Raw genomic sequence first — 19,431 nt, forward strand, 5'->3', positions numbered from 1 at the left:
GCGGTGGGCGTCCTGACCGCACTGGTGCTGTTCGGACGTCCTCGGACGGCGGCGCACCCTGCTGCCCGGACTCGCCTGCGCCGCACTCAGCGCTCTGGTGTTCCTGGAGGCGGACAATCTCACCCTGCTGATCACCGGCCGCGTCCTGTCGGGCCTGTCCGCCGGCATCTTCACCGGCACAGCGACCGCCGCACTGGTCGACCTGGCCGGCAGGGACGCGGGTGAACGCGCCACCCTGGTGGGCACGGTGGCGAACATGGGCGGCCTGGGCGCGGGACCGCTGCTGTCAGGGCTGCTCGCCCAGCTCGCCCCGGCACCGCTGCGGTTGCCGTTCGAGGTGCACCTCGGCATGCTCGCCCTGGTCACGGCCGGCATCTGGCTGATGCCGCAACCGGTCGAGATCACCGGACGGCCGCGAGCGCGCATCACCCGCCCGAGGGTGCCCGAGCAGGTGCGGGCCACCTTCCTACGGGCGTCGATCGCCGGATTCGCGAGCTTCGCGGTGCTCGGGCTGTTCACGGCGGTCGTACCGTCGTTTCTCGGGCAGCTGCTGCACCTGTCCGATCCCGCGCTCTCGGGCGCCGTGGTCTGCACGGTGTTCGCCGCCTCGGCCATCGGCCAGATCACACTCGTACGCCCCCTGGGGCGAGCGGCCCAGCCCGTCGGGTGTGCTCTGCTGATCGCGGGCATGGCCCTGCTGATCGCGGGACTCGCCGCCGAATCGCTGGTACTCCTGCTGGGCGCCGCCGTGACAGCCGGGCTGGGGCAAGGGGTGAGTTTTCGCGCGGGACTGGCCGCGATCAACGCCGAAGCGCCCGCCGGGCAGCGGGCGGAGGTCGCCTCGACGTTCTTCATCGTGCTCTACGTCGCCATCTCCGTGCCCGTGGTGGGCGTCGGGGTGGCCGCCGACGTCGTGGGGCTTCGGGCGGCCGGGATCGGCTTCGGCGTGGCGGTGGCCCTGTTGGCCGCGAGCGCGCTGGTGGCGGTGCGCCGGTCGACGGCCAGTACGGGGAGCGGATCGTCGACCTCGTGATGAACGGGCTTGTGGACGGGGGCACACAGCCGCGAGACATCCGCCGCCCGGGCGATCGCGGGCGGACACCAGGTCGGCGGTCACCAACACGACGTGCCACCGTTCCGTTCATCCGGGGGCCGCGCGGGGAGTACGAGACGGAAGGTGCACCCCTTGCCCGGGGCGGTGTCGAGTTCCAGACGGCCGCCGTGGCCCTCCGCGATCGCGGAGGCGATGGAAAGGCCCAGGCCGCTGCCGCCGTGGGCACGGGAGCGGGAGGGGTCGGCACGGTAGAAGCGCTCGAAGACGTGCTCGGCGTTCCGGGCGGCGAGTCCTGGCCCTTCGTCCGCCACCTCGACGACGCCGACAGGCGTGCCGTGCGGCAGGGGTGGTGACGCGCTGGTGCGTCCCGGGCGGTCCGCTCCGCAGGTGTCCGCATTCACTCGGGTCTCGCCCACCCTGACATGGACCGGAGTGCCGGACGGGGTGTACAGACGGGCGTTGGAGAGCAGGTTCTCCACGATCTGTCTCAGCCGGTGGGGGTCCCCGGTGGCTTCGACCACGTCCAGTTCGCCGCTGCCCACCGGGTCCGGCAGCGGGCCCAGGTCGACCGGATGGCTCGCCCCGTGCAGGGCGGCGGTCCGCACGGCGTCCGCCGCCAGGGAGAGCAGGTCCACCGGGGCGCTGTCGTACGACGGTTCCCTGTCCAGCAGGGCCAGGAGCTGGAGATCGTCGACGAGGAGGCCCATGCGCTCCGCGTTCTGTGCGATGAGCTGATGGGCCTCGTCCTGCTCGTCGGCCGACAGACGCGCTCGGCGCAGTGCGAGCTGTGCGTAGCCCTGGATGGCGGTGAGGGGGGTGCGCAGTTCGTGGCCGGCGTCGGCGACGAAGCGCCGCATGCGCGCCTCGGACGCCTCCCGCTCGCCCAGGGCCTGCCGCAGCCTCTCCAGCATGGAGTTCAGCACCCGGCCGAGCCGCCCGATCTCGGTGCGGGGATCGGTGTCGGGGAGTCGCAGATCGAGCTGCCCCGCGCTGATGCGCTCGGCGGTGTCCTCCATGCGCGTCAGCGGGAGCAGGCCGAGCCGCACGACCCAGCGGCCCAGCGCGAGGAGGGCGGCGACGGTGATGGCGAGCAGCACGGCATCGAGCCAGAGGCTCTTGGAAGTGGCACCGTCGACCGTGTCCAGCGGCAGGGCCACGACGGCGTGCATGTCGTCCGGGCCGGAACTCAGCAACACCCTCCACCGGCTGTCGCCGCTGACGGCATCCACCGTCGCCGGGTGACCGTCCCGTATACCGAGCTCCACCACCGAATCCGCGATCCGAGGCCCTGGCGTGCCGTCGGCACCGAGCGAGACGTCCGTCCGGCGGCCGGAGGCGTCATAGAAGTAGACGCGGAAGTCCGAGGGCAGGACGCCGGGCCGTCCGCCGGGAATGCCCCCTCTGCTCGCGTCGACGTAGGCGGGGGAGGGAGGGTGGAAGTCGGCGAGCTGCTGGTCGACGCGGTCCAGCAGCCACGAGCGCAGCACCACGAAGCCGAAGACCTGGGAGACGACGACGGCGACCGTCGCCAGCGCGGTGACGCCCAGGATCAGGCGTCGGCGCAGGGACCCGGGCGGGCGGGGAAGCAGCGGCTTCACTGGTCCGCCGCCCCGCGCGGCAGCCGCAGGCAGTAGCCGACACCGCGCACGGTATGGATGAGCGGCGGTTCGAAGCGGTCGATCTTCTTGCGCAGGTATCTGACGTACGTCTCGACGATGCGGGCGTCGCCGGAGAAGTCGTAGCTCCACACATGATCGAGGATCTGGGCCCTGCTCAGCACCCGGCCCGGATTGGCCATCAGATAGGCCAGCAGCTTGAACTCGGTCGGCGACAGCGCAACGTAGTGCCCGGCGCGGTGCACCTCATGCGCCCCCTCGTCGAGCTCGAGGTCGGCGTAGCGCAGCACGGTCTCCGCGACGAGCAGTTCCGTCCCCTGGGCGGCTGTGCGGCGCAGGATGGCCTCGATGCGCAGGAGCACCTCCTCGATGTGGAACGGCTTCGTCACGTAGTCGTCGCCGCCGGAGCTCAGACCCTTGATGCGGTCGTCGACGTCGGTGCGGGCGGTCAGGAACAGCACGGGAACGCCGTTCCCGGCCGCCCGCAGGCGTTGCGTGACCCCGAAGCCGTCCAGGTCGGGGAGCATCACGTCGAGCAGCACCAGGTGCGGTTCCCGCCGTTCGATCTCGACGAGGGCGGACTGGCCGTCCTCCGCCCCGCTCACCTCGTATCCGGTGAGACGGAGGGTGGACTCCAACAGAGTGCGGATGCTGGGTTCGTCCTCGACCACGAGGAGCCTGTACCGCGCCCTGTCCGCGGGCTGCTCTGTCATCGTGCTGTGCGGTCCGTTCTGTCGCTGCTCACTGGGCGGGGGCGCAGTCGTAGAGCACGGAGGCGCCGCCGGAGAGCGCCGCACTGCCCGTGCTCTGCTGAGACGTCTCGCTGCCTCCGTACTCCGACGCGGAGACCTTGGTGCAGTTCTTGGAGATCCAGTCGGAGCGGTCACTGGCTGCCCCAGACCCCTGCGACATGCCCGGTATCATCATCGCTCCACCGCTGGAGTCGTCCGATCCGAGGATGTACCTCAGCTCTCCGTTTTTGGTCCACTTCTTGAGCTGGGCGACCGAGGGTGCGTCGTCGGAGCCCATGAAGCCACCCATGCCGATCACCGTCTCGTCACTGTTCAGGATGAACGCGTTGGTGGACTGGGCGCCGCCCGACACGGCGAGCTTGATCCGCGCCTTCGGTGAGTGCTTCACGGCGTAGTCGAGCATCTTGCGCTGCTCGGAGGTGAGTGTCGAGCCGCTGGAACCGCCGAATCCGCCGGACATCCCGCCGGATCCACCGGGGAAGGAGGGCATTCCCTGGTCGCCGGAGTCCGAGCCGGAGTCCGAGCCGGAGTCCGAGCCGGAGCCGGAGCCACCGGACGCGCCCATACTGGGCATGCCGCTGGGGACACCACTCGGCATGCCGCCCTGACCACCGCTCGGCAGACCGCCCTGGTCACCACCCGGCATCCCTGACGGCATACCCGACGGCATCCCGGAGGGCATCCCGCCCGTCGGCTGCTCGCCCTGCTGCCCCGAGCCGGAGCTCCCGCCGGGGAAGCCCTCCATGCCCGAGGGCATCCCGGAAGGCATTCCCGACGAGCCCTGACCCCCGCCGGAACCCTGGCCGGGCATACCGGACATTCCGAAGGCCGATTGAGTGGGACCCGCCGTCGGGTTGCCGCCCGCCATGAAGTTGGACGAGGCCGAGGCCGACGTGCTCGCCGCCCACACCCCCGGCGCCGCCAGCATCGACACCACCGCGGCAGCCACCCCGGCCAGGAGAAGGTTTCCACCGCGCCGGGCCAGCAGGAGTGCGATCGCCACACAGCCGATCAGCAGCACGGGCCAGATCAGCCACCCGTTCCAGTCCGGCGTATGGCGGATGAGAACCATCGCCCAGCCGACCGTCACCGCCACGGCCGCCGCGCCGGCCCAGGGAGCCCACGCCACGCCGGCTCGGTGGACACGGCTCAGGGTTGCCAGCATCCCACCGCACAGGGCGGCGATCGCCGGGGCCAACTGCGTGGTGTAGTACGGGTGGAAGATGCCCTTCTGCGTGGAGAACACGGCCACGCACACGATCAGCCAGGTCCCCCACAGCAGCCACCCCGAGGCGGGCAGGAGGGTGGACCGGTCCAGTTGCCCGCGGCGGTGCAGCACCGTGCACAGCACCACGAGCGCCAGCGCCACGGCACACGCCGGCAGCAGCCAGCTGATCTGGCCGCCGATCTGGGTGTTGAACATGCGGCCGAGACCCGCCCGCGCCACCGAACTGCCCGGCGGACCGCGACGAGCTTCCGCTGGAGCCGAAGACCCGGCCCAGCCCGTTGTAACCGACCACCAGGTCCCAGGCCGACCCGTCCTCGCTGCCGCCGATGTACGGCCGGCCCCCCGGCCACAGCGCCACCATCGCGACCCACCACAGCGAGGACGCCACCAGGACGGCTCCCGCGCCCAGCAACCGCCCCACTCGTGCGACCCAGGCGCCGCTTCCCGCCACGAGCCGGACGAGGGCGAAGGACGGGACCACCATCCAGGCGGCCAGCATCTTGGTGAGGAACCCGCACCCGATCAGGGACCCGCTCGCACACAGCCACCAGGTCGCCGCCCGGCCCTCCGCCTGAAGGGCGCGGGTGAGCGCGTACGCCGCCGACACCAGCAGCAGGACGAGCAGCATGTCGGGGTTGTTGTCCCGGTTGACGGCCACGGTGATGGGGGTGAGGGTGAGCACCAGGGCGGCGAGCAGCGCGGCCTGCTCCCCCGCCCAGCGGCGCACGGTGCGGTGCAGCACGAACACGCCGGCCACGCCCTCGATCACCTGCGGGAGGATCAGCGCCCAGCCGTGCAGCCCGAAGATCTTGCTGCTGATGACCTGGGGCCACAGCGCGGCGGGCGGCTTGTCGATGGTGACGACTCCGGCCGGGTCGTAGGCGCCGAAGAGGAAGTACGTCCAGCTCTTGCCCATCGACTTCACGGCCGCGGAGTAGTAGCCGTTGCCCCAGCCCAGCGAACCGAGCGCCCAGCCGTACAGCACGGTCGCCACCAGCAGGATCGCGCCGAGCGCGGCCGGTGCCGCCCAGGCGGGCAGGGAGCGGGCGGGGGTGTCCGGGGGACCGCCGGGCACCGGCGCGGCGGACAGGGTCCGGTTGGACTCGTTCATGGAAGGAGTTCAGCTCTCGTCAGAAATCGTGGTGGCGGGCTTGGGTCCGGCGGCCTTGCTGCGGAAGACCGCCGGCCGCAGCACGGCGAAGCGAACGACGGTGACCGCGACGGACGCGAGGGCCAGCACGGCGGTTTCGGCTGCCGGTGAGGCGCTGGGGTCGGCGTCCTTGAACCACAGCACCGTCCCGGAGGTGACCAGATAGCCGAGGACGAACAGGCCGCCCGCGCCCAGGTGCGCCCGGGCGGGCCGGGTCCCGGGCATGCCGGAAGGTGAGGCGGCGGTTGGCCTCGGTGCTGAGCACCGTCAGGACCAGCAGCGACACCAGGTTGGCGACCGCGGGCTGCCACCAGCCGCGCAGCAGCCAGTACAGCAGCGCCTGCCCGACGGTGGAGGCGATGCCGATCGCGGTGAAGCAACCCACCTCCCACGACAGCACGCCGCGCCTCGTGGGCGGCGCCAGGACCGCGTCCGGGTGCTCGGCGGCCGGTGCGGGGCGGCGGGGCAGTTCGACGCGGGCGGCGCCGGACCCCTTCAGCCGCGCCATCCGCCACAGCCCCCTGAGGTCGTCGGTGGCCGTGCTCACCACGTCGACCCTGGTGTCGACGTCCTCCACCCAGTCGACCGGCACCTCGTGGACGCGCAGCCCGTTGTGCTCGGCGAGCAGCAGCAGTTCGGTGTCGAAGAACCAGGCGTTGTCCTGAGTCACTGCCAGCAGCGGCCGCAGCACCTCCGTACGGGCGGCCTTGAACCCGCACTGGGCGTCGCTGAAGCGCACGCCGTGGGTGAGCCGGATGATTCCGTTGTAGCAGCGGGATATGACCTCGCGGCGCGGCCCACGCACGGTGCGCGCACCCGGTGCCAGCCGACTGCCGATCGCGAGGTCCGAGTGCCCGGTGGCGAGCGGGGCGACGAGCGGCAGCAGCCCGTCGAGGCCGGTGGACAGGTCCACGTCCATGTAGGCCACGACGTCCGCGTCGCTGCGCCCCCACACCGTGCGCAGGGCGAGGCCCCGGCCCTTGCGGTCCAGGTGCACGACGTCGACGCCGGGCAGACCTTCCGCGATGCGGCGGGCGACGGCCGGCGTGGCGTTCGTACTGGCGTTGTCGGCGACCGTGATGCGCCAGGGGAACGGGAACTCTTCGGTCAGCCGGGCGTGCAGGGTACGCAGGCAGCCGGGCAGGGCGCTTTCCTCGTTGTAGACGGGGACGACGATCTCCACGGTCGCCGTGCCGGAGCCGGCGCGTGCGGTTCCGCCGGGGCACTGGAATGTGACGGTCCGGTCAGGGGCGTCGGTGAGAGCCGTGCTGTGGGGGGTGGGTGACATGGCTTCCTCAGGCGAGAAGGGACACGGGTTGCGGCTCCATGGGGCTGATCGCGAACAGGTCACGACTGTCACCCACCCGGCGGGGAGGCCTGGGAGAGGAAAGCGAGAACTGACAGAGAGTCAGATAACTAGGCCTGATCACAGCCCTACGGCCGGGATTCGCCGTCCCCGGCCAGGCATGCCGCTCCCCCTCCCCCTCGCCGTCACACAGGGTCCGCCGCATCCCACGGCACGGCGCCCGACAACCAGTGGCCGAGCTCTTTCCCCTGCTCCTCGTTCTCCGGCGCGTCAGCATTCACCCGAGGGCCGACGGCGGCTGCCGGCCGGCCGGAAGCGGGACGGGCATCCGGCACGTCTTCCCGCCCTGCCGGCTCAGGCGCGGCGGTGTCGGTCTCGTGCGGCAGCAGGAGCCTGAAGGTGCAGCCCTCACCGGGCCCGGTGTCGAGCTCCAGACGGCCGCCGTGGGCCACGGCGATGGCGGAGGCGATCGCCAGACCGAGCCCGGAGCCCGAAGCGGACCCCCGCACCGAGTCCGCCCGGTAGAAGCGCTCGAAGACCCGCCGGGCGTCCGCCGCGTCGAGGCCGGGGCCCTCGTCGGTCACCTCGACGGCGCAGACCCGGGTGCCGACGCGCAGCGGTGGATTCACGCTCGTGCGTCCGGGCCGGTCCGTGCCTTCCCCGCACGGGCGAACGCGAAGCGTGCCGACGCGCGCCTGGATCCGCACCCCTGGCGGGGTGTGGGCACAGGCGTTGCCGAGCAGGTTCGTGAGGATCTGCGCCAGCTGATAGGGATCGCCGTATGTCTCGACGACGTCCAACTCGGCCTCGAAGGAGCCCTGTTGGTCCGTGAGCGCGCCCAGGCCGATGGTACGTCCGGGGTGGCGCACGGCGACGGCGGTGATGCTGTCGGCCGCCAGGGACAGCAGGTCGACGGGCTCCCGGTGCATGAGGGGCGCGTCGCTCAGCTTGGCCAGCTGGAACAGGCTGTCCACGAGGCGGCTCATCCGTTCGGCGTTCCGCACGATCAGGAGATGGGCTTCCTGCCGCTGCCCCGTGGTCATCTCCGGTTCCTGTACGAGGAGTTCGGCGAAGCCCTGCAGCGTGGTGAGGGGGGTCCGCAGCTCGTGGCCGGCGTCCGCCAGGAAGCTGCGCAGCCGCTGCTCGGACGTCTCGGTGCGGTGCAGCGCGGCACGCAGCCGGTCGAGCATGGTGTTCAGCGCACGGCTGAGATGTCCCACCTCGGTGACCACGTGACGGTCGGGAACGCTCAGCTCCACCTCGCCGTCCGCGATACGTCGGGCGGTGCGCTCGACCCGGGCCAGTGGCCGCAGGCCCACGCGTACGACCACGTTGCCGAAGAGAACGACGCCGACCGCGACCACACCTCCGATGATCAGGCTGAACCACAGCATCTTTGAGGTCGCGCCATCCACCGCGTTCATCGGGAGCGCCACCACGACGCGTGTGCCGTCGTCCCTCGCCCTGGCGATCACGCGCCAGTGGCTGCTCCCGTCGGTCGACGGCAACGTCTCGGGGTGTCCGTTCTCCAGGCCGAGCGACGACTCCCTCCGCGGCAGGCGTGGTCCCGCGCCCTCCTCGTCGTCTCCGCCCAGTGACGCGGACAGCTTGCGTCCGCTCGGGTCGTAGAAGAACACCCGGTAGTCCGACGGAAGGACGTCCGCGCCGCCCGGTCCTCCGGGGGAGGCTCCGCCGCCGACGGCATCCGGAGAGAGCGGCACGGACTGGAAGCGGATGAGCCTGCCGTCGGTCTGATCCGTCAACCAGGTACGCAGCACGGTGAGTCCCGCCGCCTGGCAGAGCAGGACGGCCGCGGTCGCGAGCAAGGTGGTGCCGAGGACCAGCCGTGCCCGCAGCGAGCGGAGCTGAGCCCTTCGCGTCCATCGCTTCACAGCGCTTCCGCTCCGGATTCGTCGCGGCCGGTCCGCAGGCAGTAACCCACTCCTCGCACCGTCTGGATGAGCTGGGGCGGGACCCGGTCTATCTTGCGCCGCAGGTTGCGCACATAGGTGTCGACGATGCGGGCGTCGCCCGCGAAGTCGTAGTGCCAGACGCGCGAGAGGATCTCCTTCTTGTCCCAGACACGTTCCGGCTGCGTCAGCAGGCAGGCCAGCAGCCGGAACTCGGTGGGCGACAGCCGTATGGGCAGCCCCGCCCGGCGCACCTCGTGCGTCTCTTCGTCCAGGACCAGGTCCGCGTACCGCAGGGGCGCCCGCCGGGCCTCGTTCACCGGAGACATTTCGCTGCGCCGGAGGATGGCGCGGATTCGCAGCAGGACCTCCTGGATGTGGAAGGGCTTGGTGACATAGTCGTCGCCGCCGGCACTGAGTCCGATGATCCGGTCCTCGATGTCCGTACGGGCCGTCAGGAACAGGACGGGCGTGTAGACGCCCTCGGCGCGCAGGTGGCGCGTCACCGCGAAGCCGTCGGTGTCCGGCAGACCCACGTCGAGCACGATCAGGTCCGGTCGCCTTCGGCCCGCCTCGAACATGGCCTCCTGTCCGGTCTCGGCGGTGGCCACCGTGTATCCGGCGGCGTGCAGTGCGGAGGTGACCAGGGTGCGGATGCCGGGGTCGTCCTCGACGACGAGCACGGTGTGTCGGGTGAGTGAGGGGCCGGGCGGCATGGCGGGCATGAGCGGTTCCTTCGATGAAACGGACTTCAGGAGTGCACCGAGCGCCCGGACGGGGATCCGAACTGGACCTCCCCGTCCGGGCACCGCGCCCGAATCAGCCGGTCACCTCCTTGTCCTTCGCCAGTGCCTTCGTACGCTCTTCGATCGTGGTGCGCAGCTGGTCGACGGTGGAGTCCACGCTCTTGGCGTCCGCGCCGGCCGCACGGGCCTGGTCGGCGATGCCGTCGAGCGCCTTCAGGGCCGTACCAGAGCTGTAGAACTTCTCGTACAGCTCCTTGTAAGCGGTCTTGTAGACGCCGTCCAAGGCGTCCGACTCCAGAAAGCGGCTCTTGAGCGGATGCCCCGAGAGGCCGCCGAACCCGCCCTGGCCGTTCTGGGCATCCTCGCCGCCCTGCATACCGCCCGGCATCCCTTCCGGCATGCCGGAGGGCATTCCCTCGGGCATGCCCGACGGCATACCGCCTTCGGGCATGTTCGTCGGCATTCCGGAGGGCATGGCGCCCTCCGGCATACCGGAGGGCATGCCCTGGCCGTCCTGCTCGTCCTGGCCGGTGGTGTCACCGCCCTGTCCGCCGCCGAAAGCGCCGCCCATGTCGGAGGAGTCGTCCGGTCCCGATGTCGCGTCGCCCGAGAAGGTGAGGTTGTAGTCCCACCCCAGTACCGAGAACTTCTTGGTGTCCAGGTCGTACCAGAGCATGTAGTTCGAGCCGGGGCCCGACATGTCGTCGAAGTTCAGCAGCAGGTTCTGCGCCGCGACGTACGTGGCGAGGGACTCCACGTCCACGTGCTGGTCGAGTTCTTCCTCGAACTCCTTGTCGGAGGCCTTGTCGGCCCACTTGATGAGCTTCATGACCGGTGTCAGGTCCTGGCTGCCGATCTTGTTGAGCTGCTTGAAGGAGTCCCCGTAGTCGGTCGGATCGTCGCCCTTGTACTCGAAGCTGCCGCCGGCCCGGGCCTTGTAGAGCACGCCGTTGCCGTCCGCGACGGACTCGGCGTAGTCGGTGTCGGGGCTCTCGACCATCAACCGTGTGGTGACGGGACGGTTGTTGACCTTGACCGATGTGAAGGCGTACCGCTCGCTCTTCTCACCGGTGGTGTCCATCAGAGACAGTGACAGCGCCTCGTTCACCGGCACCTGTCCGTCGCTGCCCGGACGCAGCGAGATCTCCCGCTCACCGTCGTACGCGCGGCCCTCGACGTACTCGTCGATCTTGATCAGCCAGGGCAGTTCCTCCGGCTTGTCCTCGGACAGGTCGTAGTTCATGACCCCGCCCATGCCGCCACCGGCTCCGCCCATGCCGCCACCGGTGGCCTGCCCCCCGGTCCCGCCGCTCTGCGACGGGACCGGAGTACCCTGCCCGGCTTCGGCACCGTCGGGCAGTGCCTGGCCGCCACCAGGCATGCTCTGGCCGTCGCCGCTCAGGGATCTCAGTGTGGAGTTGCCCTTCAGACGGATCCCGACGTCCTCGAGGTAGACCCCGTCGATGGTGAGGTCGGCCTCGATGTAGTCCTTGGTCTCGTCGTCGCGGAACTCCTTCATCATCTTGTCGAAGTCGGTCTGGTCGTACTCCAGTTGCACGGAGTGGGCGACGGATGTGTCGTACAGGTCGACCGTGCCCTCGACGTTCTCCGTGATGGGGTCGGCCTCCACTCGGGAGGCGGAGGTGACATACGGCGAGACGCGGGCGTCGCCGAAGAAGAAGAGCGTGAGCGCCAGTCCGGCACACAGGGCGCCCGCCGGCTTCCAGTGGTGCCTCAGCCGCACGGGGACACGGTCCCGCAGTGGCCGCTGCCGTCGTTTCGACGCGGGGCTGGCGGCCATCACAGATCGGTCGTGTCGTAACCGGTCAGGACGGTCACCCGTTGGCCCGAGGTGCGCTCCTGCAAGGCGGTCACCAGGTCGCCGGGTTCGGTGCCCTTCTTCATCCGCACGGTGTAGAAGACCTCGTTCAGTGCTCCGCCGCGTATCGTCTCGGTGCTCACCAGCTCGAACTCCATCGTGTAGCGGATCAGGACGTCACGGATGGCCGCGCTGTAGTCCTCACCGGCGGGAACCTGGACCTTGACGACCTGGCGCTGGACGTTCAGGGCGAACCAGTTGAACTTGAACATGACGAGGGCGACGGCGCAGATCACCACGGCGCCGACAGCTGCCAGCGTGTAGAAGCGGGCACCGCAGGCCATGCCGATCGCCATCGCCAGGAAGATGAAGCCGACGTCCCTGGTCTCCTTGACGGCGTTCCGGAAGCGGACCACGGACAAGGCGCCGACCAGGGAGAACGCCCTTGCCAGGTTGGAGCCGACCACCAGCATGATGAGAGCGACGATCATGCCGACGATGACAAGGGTCTGGACGTAGGACTGGCTGTAGGAGACGTTGCGGTGCGTGTACCGGTACACGTAACCGATCAACGTGCTCAGGATGAACGACAGCGCCATGGCGGCGACCACGTCCATGACACTGAACGTCCCGCTGAGTTCCTGCAGATCGAAATTCACTGTGCTCCTGCTTTCAAGGGCGCGTCCTGCGCCGGCCGCTGCGCGGGCAGCGGGTTCGTGGTAGTGGTGAGAGACGGGTGACCCGCCTCGTTGATGTGGAAGACCGACCGGGGCGCCAGGCCGAACGCCTCGATGGACTGCACGTACTTGGAGACACGGACGAGGTTGAGGTTGCGGCGCGCGGCCAGGTCCGTGATCCAGTGCGGCGTGCGCTCGTTGACCTTGATCTCCATCACCGACAGGTGCGGCGAGATGGTGAACCGGTTCTCCGGGGTGGGAGTGCCGAAGTGGAAGTCCCGGTCGCGGCCACGGATCCGCCGGTCGAAGGTGACCCTCAGCCCGGTGTCGGCACTCCGGCCGACCAGGGCTTCGCGCTGATAGCCGGTGATCGCGGTGGGCTGCAGATTCAGCCTGATGATCAGTTCGAGCACCTCCTGGACGAAGGGGCTCTCCTTCGGCGAGTGTTCGATCAGTTCCCGGCCGTCGCACAACTGCCGGGCGACGCCGTACGGGAGGGTGATGCGACGCTTCTGCGTGACCCGGTTGACCCGTTGCTTGATCTCCACGCACACCGGCGACTCGTCGGTGACCCCTTCGAGGTTGCCGTAGTGACGAATCCGGAGTTTGCGCCGGAACTTCAGGCCCTCGATCTTCTCCCAGTAGAACCGGAGCTGAGGGGTGTCGTAGTAAAGGCTCCACACCCCGTAGCCGCCGACCGGGCTGTTGAGGTCCCGGTCCATCCGCTCGGCCAGTTCGTCCCGGATTTCGGCCGCTTCCTCGACCGGGACCAGGTACTTCAACTCGAACCGGTTGAACGCGTGGAGTCTGCTGGCCACATGCAGTGGCTGCTCGTCCGGCTGGGCCGTGTTCTCAAGCGATCCGGCGGGTGCGGGAACTGCCGCCGTCCCTCGCGTCTTCCTCAGTGGGAACCCCTGGGACAGCGCCACCATGCGCCTCCTCCTCGTACGTCGCGGTCCTGATGTCACGGGACACGTAATCTGCGTCGTGTGAGAAAGCGCTGAAAATTCCGAGGTAATTGCAAGGGTATTAAAGGTGTCCGAAAAGTGAATGACAGGTGCCGAGGGTCCTGCGCGGTGGCCGAGGCCCCCCGGCCGGGCCCGCAGAGTAGTAGGCGTCAAGGTCGTCGATGTTCTCGTCCCTGGCCGGAACCGTCGCGGTGCCCGGCTCGGCCGCGTACACCACGGCGCAGCATGCCCTTATCGGTCTGACCCGCTCTCTGGCCGTCGACTTCGGCCCCGTCGGAGTCCGGGCCGGCGTGATGTGTCCGGGACCGACCCGTACCGGGATGTTCGATCAGGTCGGGGCCCGCCCGGTGCGGGCGTGCCCCTCGTCGTCGGCTGTCCGCTGTCGATGGCGAGTAGGCGTGTTCGACAGCCATGAGCAGGGCGCCGCCCCACTCGGCGCCCGCAGCCATGCCCTGTATCAGGCGCAGCAGCACCAGCGCGATGGGCGCGAGTACGCCGATCGTGTCCGTGGTGGGTAGCGCCCCGATCAGAGTCGTGGCCATGCCCATCACGACGAACGTGACGACGAGCGTGCGCTTGCGGCCGAAGCGGTCGCCGAAGTGGCCGCGATGGCGCCGCCCAGGGACGGGCGAGGAAGCCGACGGCGAAGGTGGCGAGCGCGCCGAGCTGACTGGCGACGGCGTCGTCGGAGGGGAAGAACAGCGGGCCGAAGTCCGTGCCGGTGAGCAGCCCGTACAGGCCGAAGTCGTAGAACTCGATGGCGGTGCCGACCGTGCAGGCCAGTGCGACCCGCCGCGCCTCCTTGGGGTGGGTGGCCGACGCACTCTCTGAGGATGTCGACGGGTCGCCGGGTCTGGCGATTTCGGGCAGTTGCGACATGGGAACCGCTCCTTGTCCGTCAGGACACGATGTGCATGCGGCAGGGTGTGACGTTGAGCTCGTCCGGTCCGCTCTCGCCGACGACGACGGTGCCGCCGATGTTGACACGGTGCTGCCCGGTACAGGCGTTGGGCTCGAAGGCGAAGGCCATGCCGGGGACGAGTTCCAGGTCTCTGATCGGCTCGACGGTACGGAAGACACGACGGGCGTCCTGGCCTGGGATCTGCTCGGCGTTCAGGGCGATGTGCCCCGCGAAGGCCGCCGGGGTGAGGCTGTGCACCAGGGGTGTCATGTTGTAGTGGCCTGCCTTGAGGAGGGGTTCGCTCATGGCGTTGGCCAGGTCGAGGAAGGCTGCTCCCGGGCGCAGGGCCTGAAGGCCGGCGTCGTAGCAGTCGCGGGCGACGGCGTGGAGTGTGTGCAGCACCTCGGGCACCGGCTCGATGGCGACGGATATCTGGACCTGGGTCTCGAATCCGCCGTAGCAGGACATGATCTCGGCCTGCACCAGGTCACCGGGCCGCACCGTGCGGGACGGGCCGCCGGCGTACGTCCAGCTCGCGGATTCCCGGCCGGTGGCGGCCTCGGCGAGGTCGCTCTCGAGGATCCCCAGTCACCATGGCGCACCCAGTCGTCCTGAATTATCGGACAGCCATGTCGCCCTACAGGACAAGTGAAGCGGAGGAGGCCTGACCCGTCAAGCAACGATGCCCGCACTCCCAGCTCGCCGAACACACCGGGCTCCCAGGCTCGACGATTCACCGGTTGGTGTCCGCCATGGAGATCGAAGGCGCGCTCGTCGCCGCGTCTGCCACCGGCTGGGACCGGCGATGGAGCACGGAGCCAGAGACTCGGGGTCCTAACCGTGGAAGGACGCGCCCAGGTCGTCCCGGTGGTCTCGTCCACCACCGCACAGGCGCGCCGACCGCAATGGCCGATCGATGCATCTCCCGCAAAGGATGCACATTGAGAAAACATGCACAGAGTGCAAGTATGGAACCATGACTCGTAAGAAAGAAGGACTGCGTGAGCGCAGGCGCCGTGAGACGCGGCAGGAGATCCGGGCCGCCGCGCTGCGATTGGCGGGAGAACACGGCTTTGACAAGGTCACCGTAGAGATGATCACCACGGAGGCCGATGTCTCTCATCGAACCTTCTTCAACTACTTCTCGACCAAGGAGGCGGCCGTCGTCCAGGCGCCGCCGAAGTTGCCGGACGAGGAGGTCGATGCCTTCGCCGCCCTCGGCCCAGCGCACCCCCGCGAGATTCTGGCGGACCTGACCGCGCTGCTCCTGCGGGACATAGCCGAGCAGCCACCACGGCGAGACGAGTTTCACGCGACCTTCGCCCTGGCGCGTGAACACCCGCCTGTACTGGCCGCGATGCTGGCGGGCTTCGGAGCGTTCGAGCGGTACCTGGCCGGCATCGTGGCGACGCGCACGGGGCAGCGGGCGGAGGACGAAGCACCGCGCCTGATCGCCGCCCTGGCGATGACCGCCCTCAAGACCGGCATGGAGAGCTGGGTGGCCGAAGACCCCAAGGACGAGAACGACAGCCCGATGCCGTACGTGGAGCGCGTGATGACCTTGCTGCGCACCCTCCTCGGGCACTGAGCCCGGCATGACCCCTCGTCAATTCGCCGCCCCGGGCCGCCACCACGACATCACCCCTCTGGAGATCCGATGACCGACCCCTCCCCCACTGCGCAGGCGGAGCAGCCTGACTCCTCCGCACTGCCCCCGCGGTTCGGCCTGCTGTTCGCCAGCCTGATGACGACCATGCTGCTCGCCTCACTCGACCAGACGATCGTCTCCACCGCACTGCCGACCGTCGTCGGCGAACTGAACGGCCTGAACCACATGGCGTGGGTCACCACCGCCTACATCATGGCCGCCACGATCGGCATGCCCGTGTACGGCCGTTTCGGGGATCTGCTCGGCCGCAAGGCCCTCCTCCTCAGCGGGATAGGTATCTTCCTCGCCGGATCCGTCATCGCCGGATCCGCGACCAACATGACCATGCTGATCATCGGGCGGGCCGTTCAGGGGCTGGGCGGCGGCGGTCTGATGATCACCTCCCAGGCGATCGTCGCCGAGCTCGTACCACCGCGGGAGCGGGCGCGGTTCATGGCCCCGATCGGCGCGGTCTTCGGCCTCTCCGCGGTGGCCGGGCCGCTTCTCGGCGGCTACTTCACCGACACCGTCTCCTGGCGGTGGTGCTTCTGGATCAATCTGCCCGTGGGCGCCGCCGCCTTCGCGGTGGCCACCTTCGCGCTGCGCACACCGCGCAAGCGCGTCAAGGTCACCATCGACTACCTCGGCATCACCCTGATGGCCGTCGCCGTCGCCGCCACGGTGCTGGTGGCGGACTGGGGCGGCAACGCATACGGCTGGACGGACCCGGTGGTCCTCGCTCTGGCCGCCGGAGCCGTCGCCGCCTGGGTCCTGTTCTTCTTCTCGCAGAGCCGCGCCGCGGAGCCGATCGTCCCGCTGTGGCTGTTCCGCAGCCGAATCTTCAACATCGCCACACTGGTAAGCCTGATCGTCGTCGGCATAGGCATGTTCGTGGTCGTCGCCTATCTGCCCACGTACCTGCAGATGGTGTACGGCGTCTCCGCAACAGAGTCCGGGCTGCTGCTCGTCCCCATGGTCATCGGACTCATGGGCACCGTCATCCCTTCTGGGGTTCTGATAAGCCGGACCGGCCGCTACAAGATCTACCCGATCATCGGTTCGCTGCTGGTGACCCTTACCGCGGTACTGCTCTCCACGATGGACGTCGACACTCCGGTGGCAGTGGTGTCCGGGTACACCTTTCTGCTCGGCGCAGGCGTCGGCCTGGTCATGCAGAACCTGGTCCTGGCCGTGCAGAACGCGTTCCCCACCGGTGAAGTCGGCACCGCCACCTCCTCCAACAACTTCTTCCGCGAGATCGGCGCGACGATCGGCACGGCGGTAGTCGGAGCGGCCTTCGCCCAACGACTCACCGACCAACTCTCCGCGCGGCTGTCGAGCGGCTCCGTCAGCGGGCTGGGTGACACCAACTCCCTGACTCCGTCGCTGGTGCACTCGCTGCCGGAACGGCTCCAGGACTCCGTGATCGACGCGTACCAGCAGGCGTTGACCCCGATCTTCGGATACCTGGCCGCTCTGTTGGCCGTCGGCTTCGTGCTGGCCTTCCTCCTTCCGGAGAAGGAACTCGCTCTCACCAACACCGACACCGACGTGTCAGCCGTCCCGCGACAGGTTCAGACGGGCGAGAAGACCGCCGGCAGCACCTGACCACCTCCCCTCAGTCCGCACCCCACCCGAGCCACCACGCCGAAGCGGCGCAGCTCAACGTTGCGGGGGGGCGAGGTCCAGGCCGCCTTGTATGGCCGGTACAGAATTGCGCCCATCCGTCCTTCGACGTGTTTCCAGGGTTGACACGCTTGCGGCTCGGCCGACCAATAGTCGTAATGACACGAACGAGATGAGGTGCGACTGCCGACGCGCAGGGGCGGACCATGCTCGGTGCGCGTGTTCCGCTGCGACGGCGTCCTCGATCATCGGGACGTCTGTCTCAGCGATCGGCGGCGGGCAGACGGCGAGCGGATGTGCGTGTACGTCGCCAGGGTCGTCGACGGCGGCGTCACGGTCGGCACCGGGATGCGGCCCGGCCCTGGACGCCGTACACCACGGGCGGTCGCGCCATGAGGCGTTCGGCCACCCGGCTCTCCCCGTGGTCGGCCCGCTACCCTGCCGCTGACGTGGGCGTCGCAGGCGGCGAGCGTGGGACGGAAGGGTGTGGGGCGGTGGTACGCGGTCCGGCGGGCGCGATCCCGGACGAGGCGGTCTTCGCCGCGGGCGCTCTGGTGCGCACGGCCCAGCAGGTCCACGACCGGCTCTGGCAGGAGCTCGTGCCCGACGGGTACACTTCGCCGCAGTTCGCCGTACTGCACCGCCTGCGGATGCGTCCGGGCATCGACCAGCGCACCTTGGGTGAGGCGCTGAGCCTGGACAAGGCCACCGTCGCGGAGCTCGTGGCCCGGATGGACCACGCGGGCCTGCTCGCCCGCGAGCGCGCCGCCGACGCCCGCCGCAACGCGCTGCGGCTCACCGGCGAGGGCAGGGCCGCGTTCTTGGATGTGGCCCCGTGGGCCGCCCAGGTGCAGTTGCGGCTCACCGCGGCCCTGAGCCCGGACGAGACCGGCCGGTTCCTGCACCTGATGCGGACGATCGCCGGTGTCGTTCCCGGCGCCTGGACCTCCACGGCACCCGCCGTGGTGCTGATCGGCCTGCCCACCGACCCCGCGCACATCCCCGGACACCTGATCCGGGTCGCCCAGCAGCGGCACACCCGGTACTGGACGGATGCCGTGGGGACACGGCTGACCTCTCCGCAGTACGGCGTGCTCTACCGGCTCGCCCGTGAGCCGGGCATCGACCAGACGACGCTCGCCGAGCGCGTGGCCCTGGCCAAGGCGCCGGCGGGGGAGATCGTCAAACGCCTCATCTCCCGCGGTGAGGTGGGGCGCACGGCGGACCCGTACGACGCTCGCCGCAAGCTGCTCACCCTGACGGACGAAGGGCTCCAGGTGCTGTACGAGGTGATGCCCGCCGTCCTGGACGTCCAGCGCAGGCTGACGCAGGGCCTCCGGCCGGACGAACTCCGCGAACTGCTCGGTCTGCTCCGCCTGCTCGGACGGAGGAGCGAGGCATAGGGCGCTGGGCGGGAGCGGCGTGTGACCGCCCGGCTCATTAGTCACTCCACGAACTTTATTGCGCGCTCTTTCGTTTTCCCGCAAGGACCGCAGGAGACCAAGAACTCTGTGGAAGCTGAGCGGACTGCTCACCCCGACCCCGAAGGCCCAGGCCGTGCCCTACCGCTGGCGCGGCAGGGAACTGCATGAGCTGGGCGAGCGGGCCGGCGAGCTGGTACCCGTCGACCGGGGCGGCGACCGCCGGGTGCTGTCGCTGAGCAACCCGGGCCTGGGCGGCGCCCCCTACGCCACCGCCACGCTGTGGGGTGCCGTGCAGTACCTCGGCCCCGGCGAGAGGGCCCCCGCCCACCGCCACACACCGGCCGCGCTGCGCTTCGTACTGGACGGCGAAGGCGTGTGGACCCTGGTGAACGGCGACCCGCTGCACATGTCCGCCGGAGACCTGATACTCACCCCGAGCTGGACCTGGCACGGGCATCACAACCCCGGTGACACGCCGATGACCTGGTTCGACGCGCTGGACCTGCCGCTCGTCGAGGCGCTGGACGCCATGTTCTTCGAACCGGGCGAAGGACGTACGGCCTCGTCGGCGACCGCCGAACGCTCCACGTCGGAGGTCCTGTTCGG

At 69.6% G+C, this 19,431-nt stretch carries 17 protein-coding genes and 3 pseudogenes; 8 read left to right on the forward strand and 12 right to left on the reverse strand.

Annotation, left to right across the window (positions count from 1 at the left end; genetic code table 11):
• The first annotated feature begins 61 nt into the window (after positions 1-61).
• Positions 62-1,033 carry an MFS transporter gene (locus I8N67_RS21095; RefSeq protein WP_234046037.1) on the forward strand — a complete coding sequence of 324 codons (972 nt, stop codon included), beginning with the start codon at positions 62-64 and terminating at the stop codon, positions 1,031-1,033.
• An 80-nt stretch (positions 1,034-1,113) separates the two neighbouring features.
• Here the strand turns inward: I8N67_RS21095 and I8N67_RS21100 are convergent, their stop codons facing one another.
• The 10 genes and pseudogenes from I8N67_RS21100 to I8N67_RS21140 form a co-directional block, all read right to left on the reverse strand.
• Positions 1,114-2,652 carry a HAMP domain-containing sensor histidine kinase gene (locus I8N67_RS21100; RefSeq protein ID WP_200304721.1) on the reverse strand — a complete coding sequence of 513 codons (1,539 nt, stop codon included), beginning with the start codon at positions 2,650-2,652 and terminating at the stop codon, positions 1,114-1,116.
• Positions 2,649-3,383, reverse strand: coding sequence for a response regulator transcription factor (locus I8N67_RS21105; protein ID WP_200304722.1), 735 nt, complete (start codon positions 3,381-3,383; stop codon positions 2,649-2,651). The genes I8N67_RS21100 and I8N67_RS21105 overlap by 4 nt, the downstream gene beginning before the upstream one ends.
• Before the next feature lie 28 nt (positions 3,384-3,411).
• Complete coding sequence (locus I8N67_RS42780; protein ID WP_234046047.1) at positions 3,412-4,845, reverse strand: mannosyltransferase YkcB-related protein; 1,434 nt, start codon at positions 4,843-4,845, stop codon at positions 3,412-3,414.
• 232 nt (positions 4,846-5,077) lie between these two features.
• Positions 5,078-5,761, reverse strand: a pseudogene (locus I8N67_RS42785) (ArnT family glycosyltransferase); the annotation flags it as partial.
• Positions 5,762-5,780: 19 nt separating this feature from the next.
• Entirely contained in the window at positions 5,781-7,088 is a 1,308-nt protein-coding gene (locus I8N67_RS21115; protein ID WP_234046031.1) for a dolichyl-phosphate beta-glucosyltransferase, read from the reverse strand.
• A 203-nt stretch (positions 7,089-7,291) separates the two neighbouring features.
• Positions 7,292-8,998: a sensor histidine kinase gene (locus I8N67_RS21120; protein ID WP_200304723.1), complete on the reverse strand. Its 1,707-nt coding sequence runs from the start codon at positions 8,996-8,998 to the stop codon at positions 7,292-7,294.
• Positions 8,995-9,741 (reverse strand): response regulator transcription factor, encoded by a 747-nt coding sequence (locus tag I8N67_RS21125; RefSeq protein ID WP_200304724.1) that lies wholly within the window; start codon positions 9,739-9,741, stop codon positions 8,995-8,997. The genes I8N67_RS21120 and I8N67_RS21125 overlap by 4 nt, the downstream gene beginning before the upstream one ends.
• Before the next feature lie 94 nt (positions 9,742-9,835).
• Positions 9,836-11,563, reverse strand: coding sequence for a CotH kinase family protein (locus tag I8N67_RS21130; protein WP_200304725.1), 1,728 nt, complete (start codon positions 11,561-11,563; stop codon positions 9,836-9,838).
• On the reverse strand, positions 11,563-12,240 hold the full coding sequence (locus I8N67_RS21135; RefSeq protein ID WP_200304726.1) for a DUF4956 domain-containing protein: 678 nt from the start codon (positions 12,238-12,240) through the stop codon (positions 11,563-11,565). The genes I8N67_RS21130 and I8N67_RS21135 overlap by 1 nt, the downstream gene beginning before the upstream one ends.
• A complete protein-coding gene (locus tag I8N67_RS21140) occupies positions 12,237-13,076 on the reverse strand; it encodes a polyphosphate polymerase domain-containing protein (protein WP_307835308.1) in 840 nt (279 codons plus the stop codon). Before I8N67_RS21140 ends, I8N67_RS21135 begins: the two co-directional genes overlap by 4 nt.
• A 311-nt stretch (positions 13,077-13,387) precedes the next feature.
• Here I8N67_RS21140 and I8N67_RS21145 point away from each other — a divergent pair, with 311 nt between their 5' ends.
• Positions 13,388-13,744 (forward strand): SDR family oxidoreductase, encoded by a 357-nt coding sequence (locus I8N67_RS21145; protein WP_200304728.1) that lies wholly within the window; start codon positions 13,388-13,390, stop codon positions 13,742-13,744.
• Between the two features lie 22 nt (positions 13,745-13,766).
• A complete protein-coding gene (locus I8N67_RS21150) occupies positions 13,767-14,057 on the forward strand; it encodes a hypothetical protein (RefSeq protein ID WP_200304729.1) in 291 nt (96 codons plus the stop codon).
• Between the two features lie 67 nt (positions 14,058-14,124).
• On the opposite strand, the gene I8N67_RS21155 is transcribed toward I8N67_RS21150, so the two are convergent.
• Positions 14,125-14,715 carry a M24 family metallopeptidase gene (locus I8N67_RS21155; RefSeq protein ID WP_200304760.1) on the reverse strand — a complete coding sequence of 197 codons (591 nt, stop codon included), beginning with the start codon at positions 14,713-14,715 and terminating at the stop codon, positions 14,125-14,127.
• Positions 14,716-14,828: 113 nt separating this feature from the next.
• Between I8N67_RS21155 and I8N67_RS44650 the strand changes: the two are divergent.
• From I8N67_RS44650 to I8N67_RS44255, 5 genes and pseudogenes are all read left to right on the forward strand, one after another.
• Positions 14,829-15,107, forward strand: a pseudogene (locus I8N67_RS44650) (hypothetical protein); the annotation flags it as partial.
• A complete protein-coding gene (locus I8N67_RS21165) occupies positions 15,104-15,715 on the forward strand; it encodes a TetR/AcrR family transcriptional regulator (protein WP_234046032.1) in 612 nt (203 codons plus the stop codon). The pseudogene I8N67_RS44650 and the gene I8N67_RS21165, both read left to right, overlap by 4 nt.
• 69 nt (positions 15,716-15,784) lie before the next feature.
• Entirely contained in the window at positions 15,785-17,383 is a 1,599-nt protein-coding gene (locus I8N67_RS21170; protein ID WP_200304730.1) for an MDR family MFS transporter, read from the forward strand.
• A 512-nt stretch (positions 17,384-17,895) separates the two neighbouring features.
• Positions 17,896-18,804 (forward strand): MarR family winged helix-turn-helix transcriptional regulator, encoded by a 909-nt coding sequence (locus tag I8N67_RS21175; protein ID WP_200304731.1) that lies wholly within the window; start codon positions 17,896-17,898, stop codon positions 18,802-18,804.
• A 310-nt stretch (positions 18,805-19,114) separates the two neighbouring features.
• Positions 19,115-19,258, forward strand: a pseudogene (locus I8N67_RS44255) (cupin domain-containing protein); the annotation flags it as partial.
• A gap of 23 nt (positions 19,259-19,281) precedes the next feature.
• Here I8N67_RS44255 and I8N67_RS44260 read toward each other — a convergent pair.
• Positions 19,282-19,413 (reverse strand): hypothetical protein, encoded by a 132-nt coding sequence (locus I8N67_RS44260; protein ID WP_307835309.1) that lies wholly within the window; start codon positions 19,411-19,413, stop codon positions 19,282-19,284.
• Positions 19,414-19,431 lie beyond the last annotated feature (18 nt).

It is taken from the genome of Streptomyces adelaidensis (genome assembly GCF_016598475.1).
GTDB lineage: Bacteria > Actinomycetota > Actinomycetes > Streptomycetales > Streptomycetaceae > Streptomyces > Streptomyces adelaidensis.

What these genes read in the sequence shown, in the direction of transcription:
- I8N67_RS21115 (WP_234046031.1), bottom strand. Translation starts at nt 7,088, where the DNA reads ATGTCACCCACCCCCCACAGCACGGCTCTCACCGACGCCCCTGACCGG.
- I8N67_RS21170 (WP_200304730.1), top strand. Translation starts at nt 15,785, where the DNA reads ATGACCGACCCCTCCCCCACTGCGCAGGCGGAGCAGCCTGACTCCTCC.
- I8N67_RS21125 (WP_200304724.1), bottom strand. Translation starts at nt 9,741, where the DNA reads ATGCCCGCCATGCCGCCCGGCCCCTCACTCACCCGACACACCGTGCTC.
- I8N67_RS21130 (WP_200304725.1), bottom strand. Translation starts at nt 11,563, where the DNA reads ATGGCCGCCAGCCCCGCGTCGAAACGACGGCAGCGGCCACTGCGGGAC.
- I8N67_RS21150 (WP_200304729.1), top strand. Translation starts at nt 13,767, where the DNA reads ATGCCCATCACGACGAACGTGACGACGAGCGTGCGCTTGCGGCCGAAG.
- I8N67_RS42780 (WP_234046047.1), bottom strand. Translation starts at nt 4,845, where the DNA reads ATGTTCAACACCCAGATCGGCGGCCAGATCAGCTGGCTGCTGCCGGCG.
- I8N67_RS21145 (WP_200304728.1), top strand. Translation starts at nt 13,388, where the DNA reads ATGTTCTCGTCCCTGGCCGGAACCGTCGCGGTGCCCGGCTCGGCCGCG.
- I8N67_RS21165 (WP_234046032.1), top strand. Translation starts at nt 15,104, where the DNA reads ATGACTCGTAAGAAAGAAGGACTGCGTGAGCGCAGGCGCCGTGAGACG.
- I8N67_RS21105 (WP_200304722.1), bottom strand. Translation starts at nt 3,383, where the DNA reads ATGACAGAGCAGCCCGCGGACAGGGCGCGGTACAGGCTCCTCGTGGTC.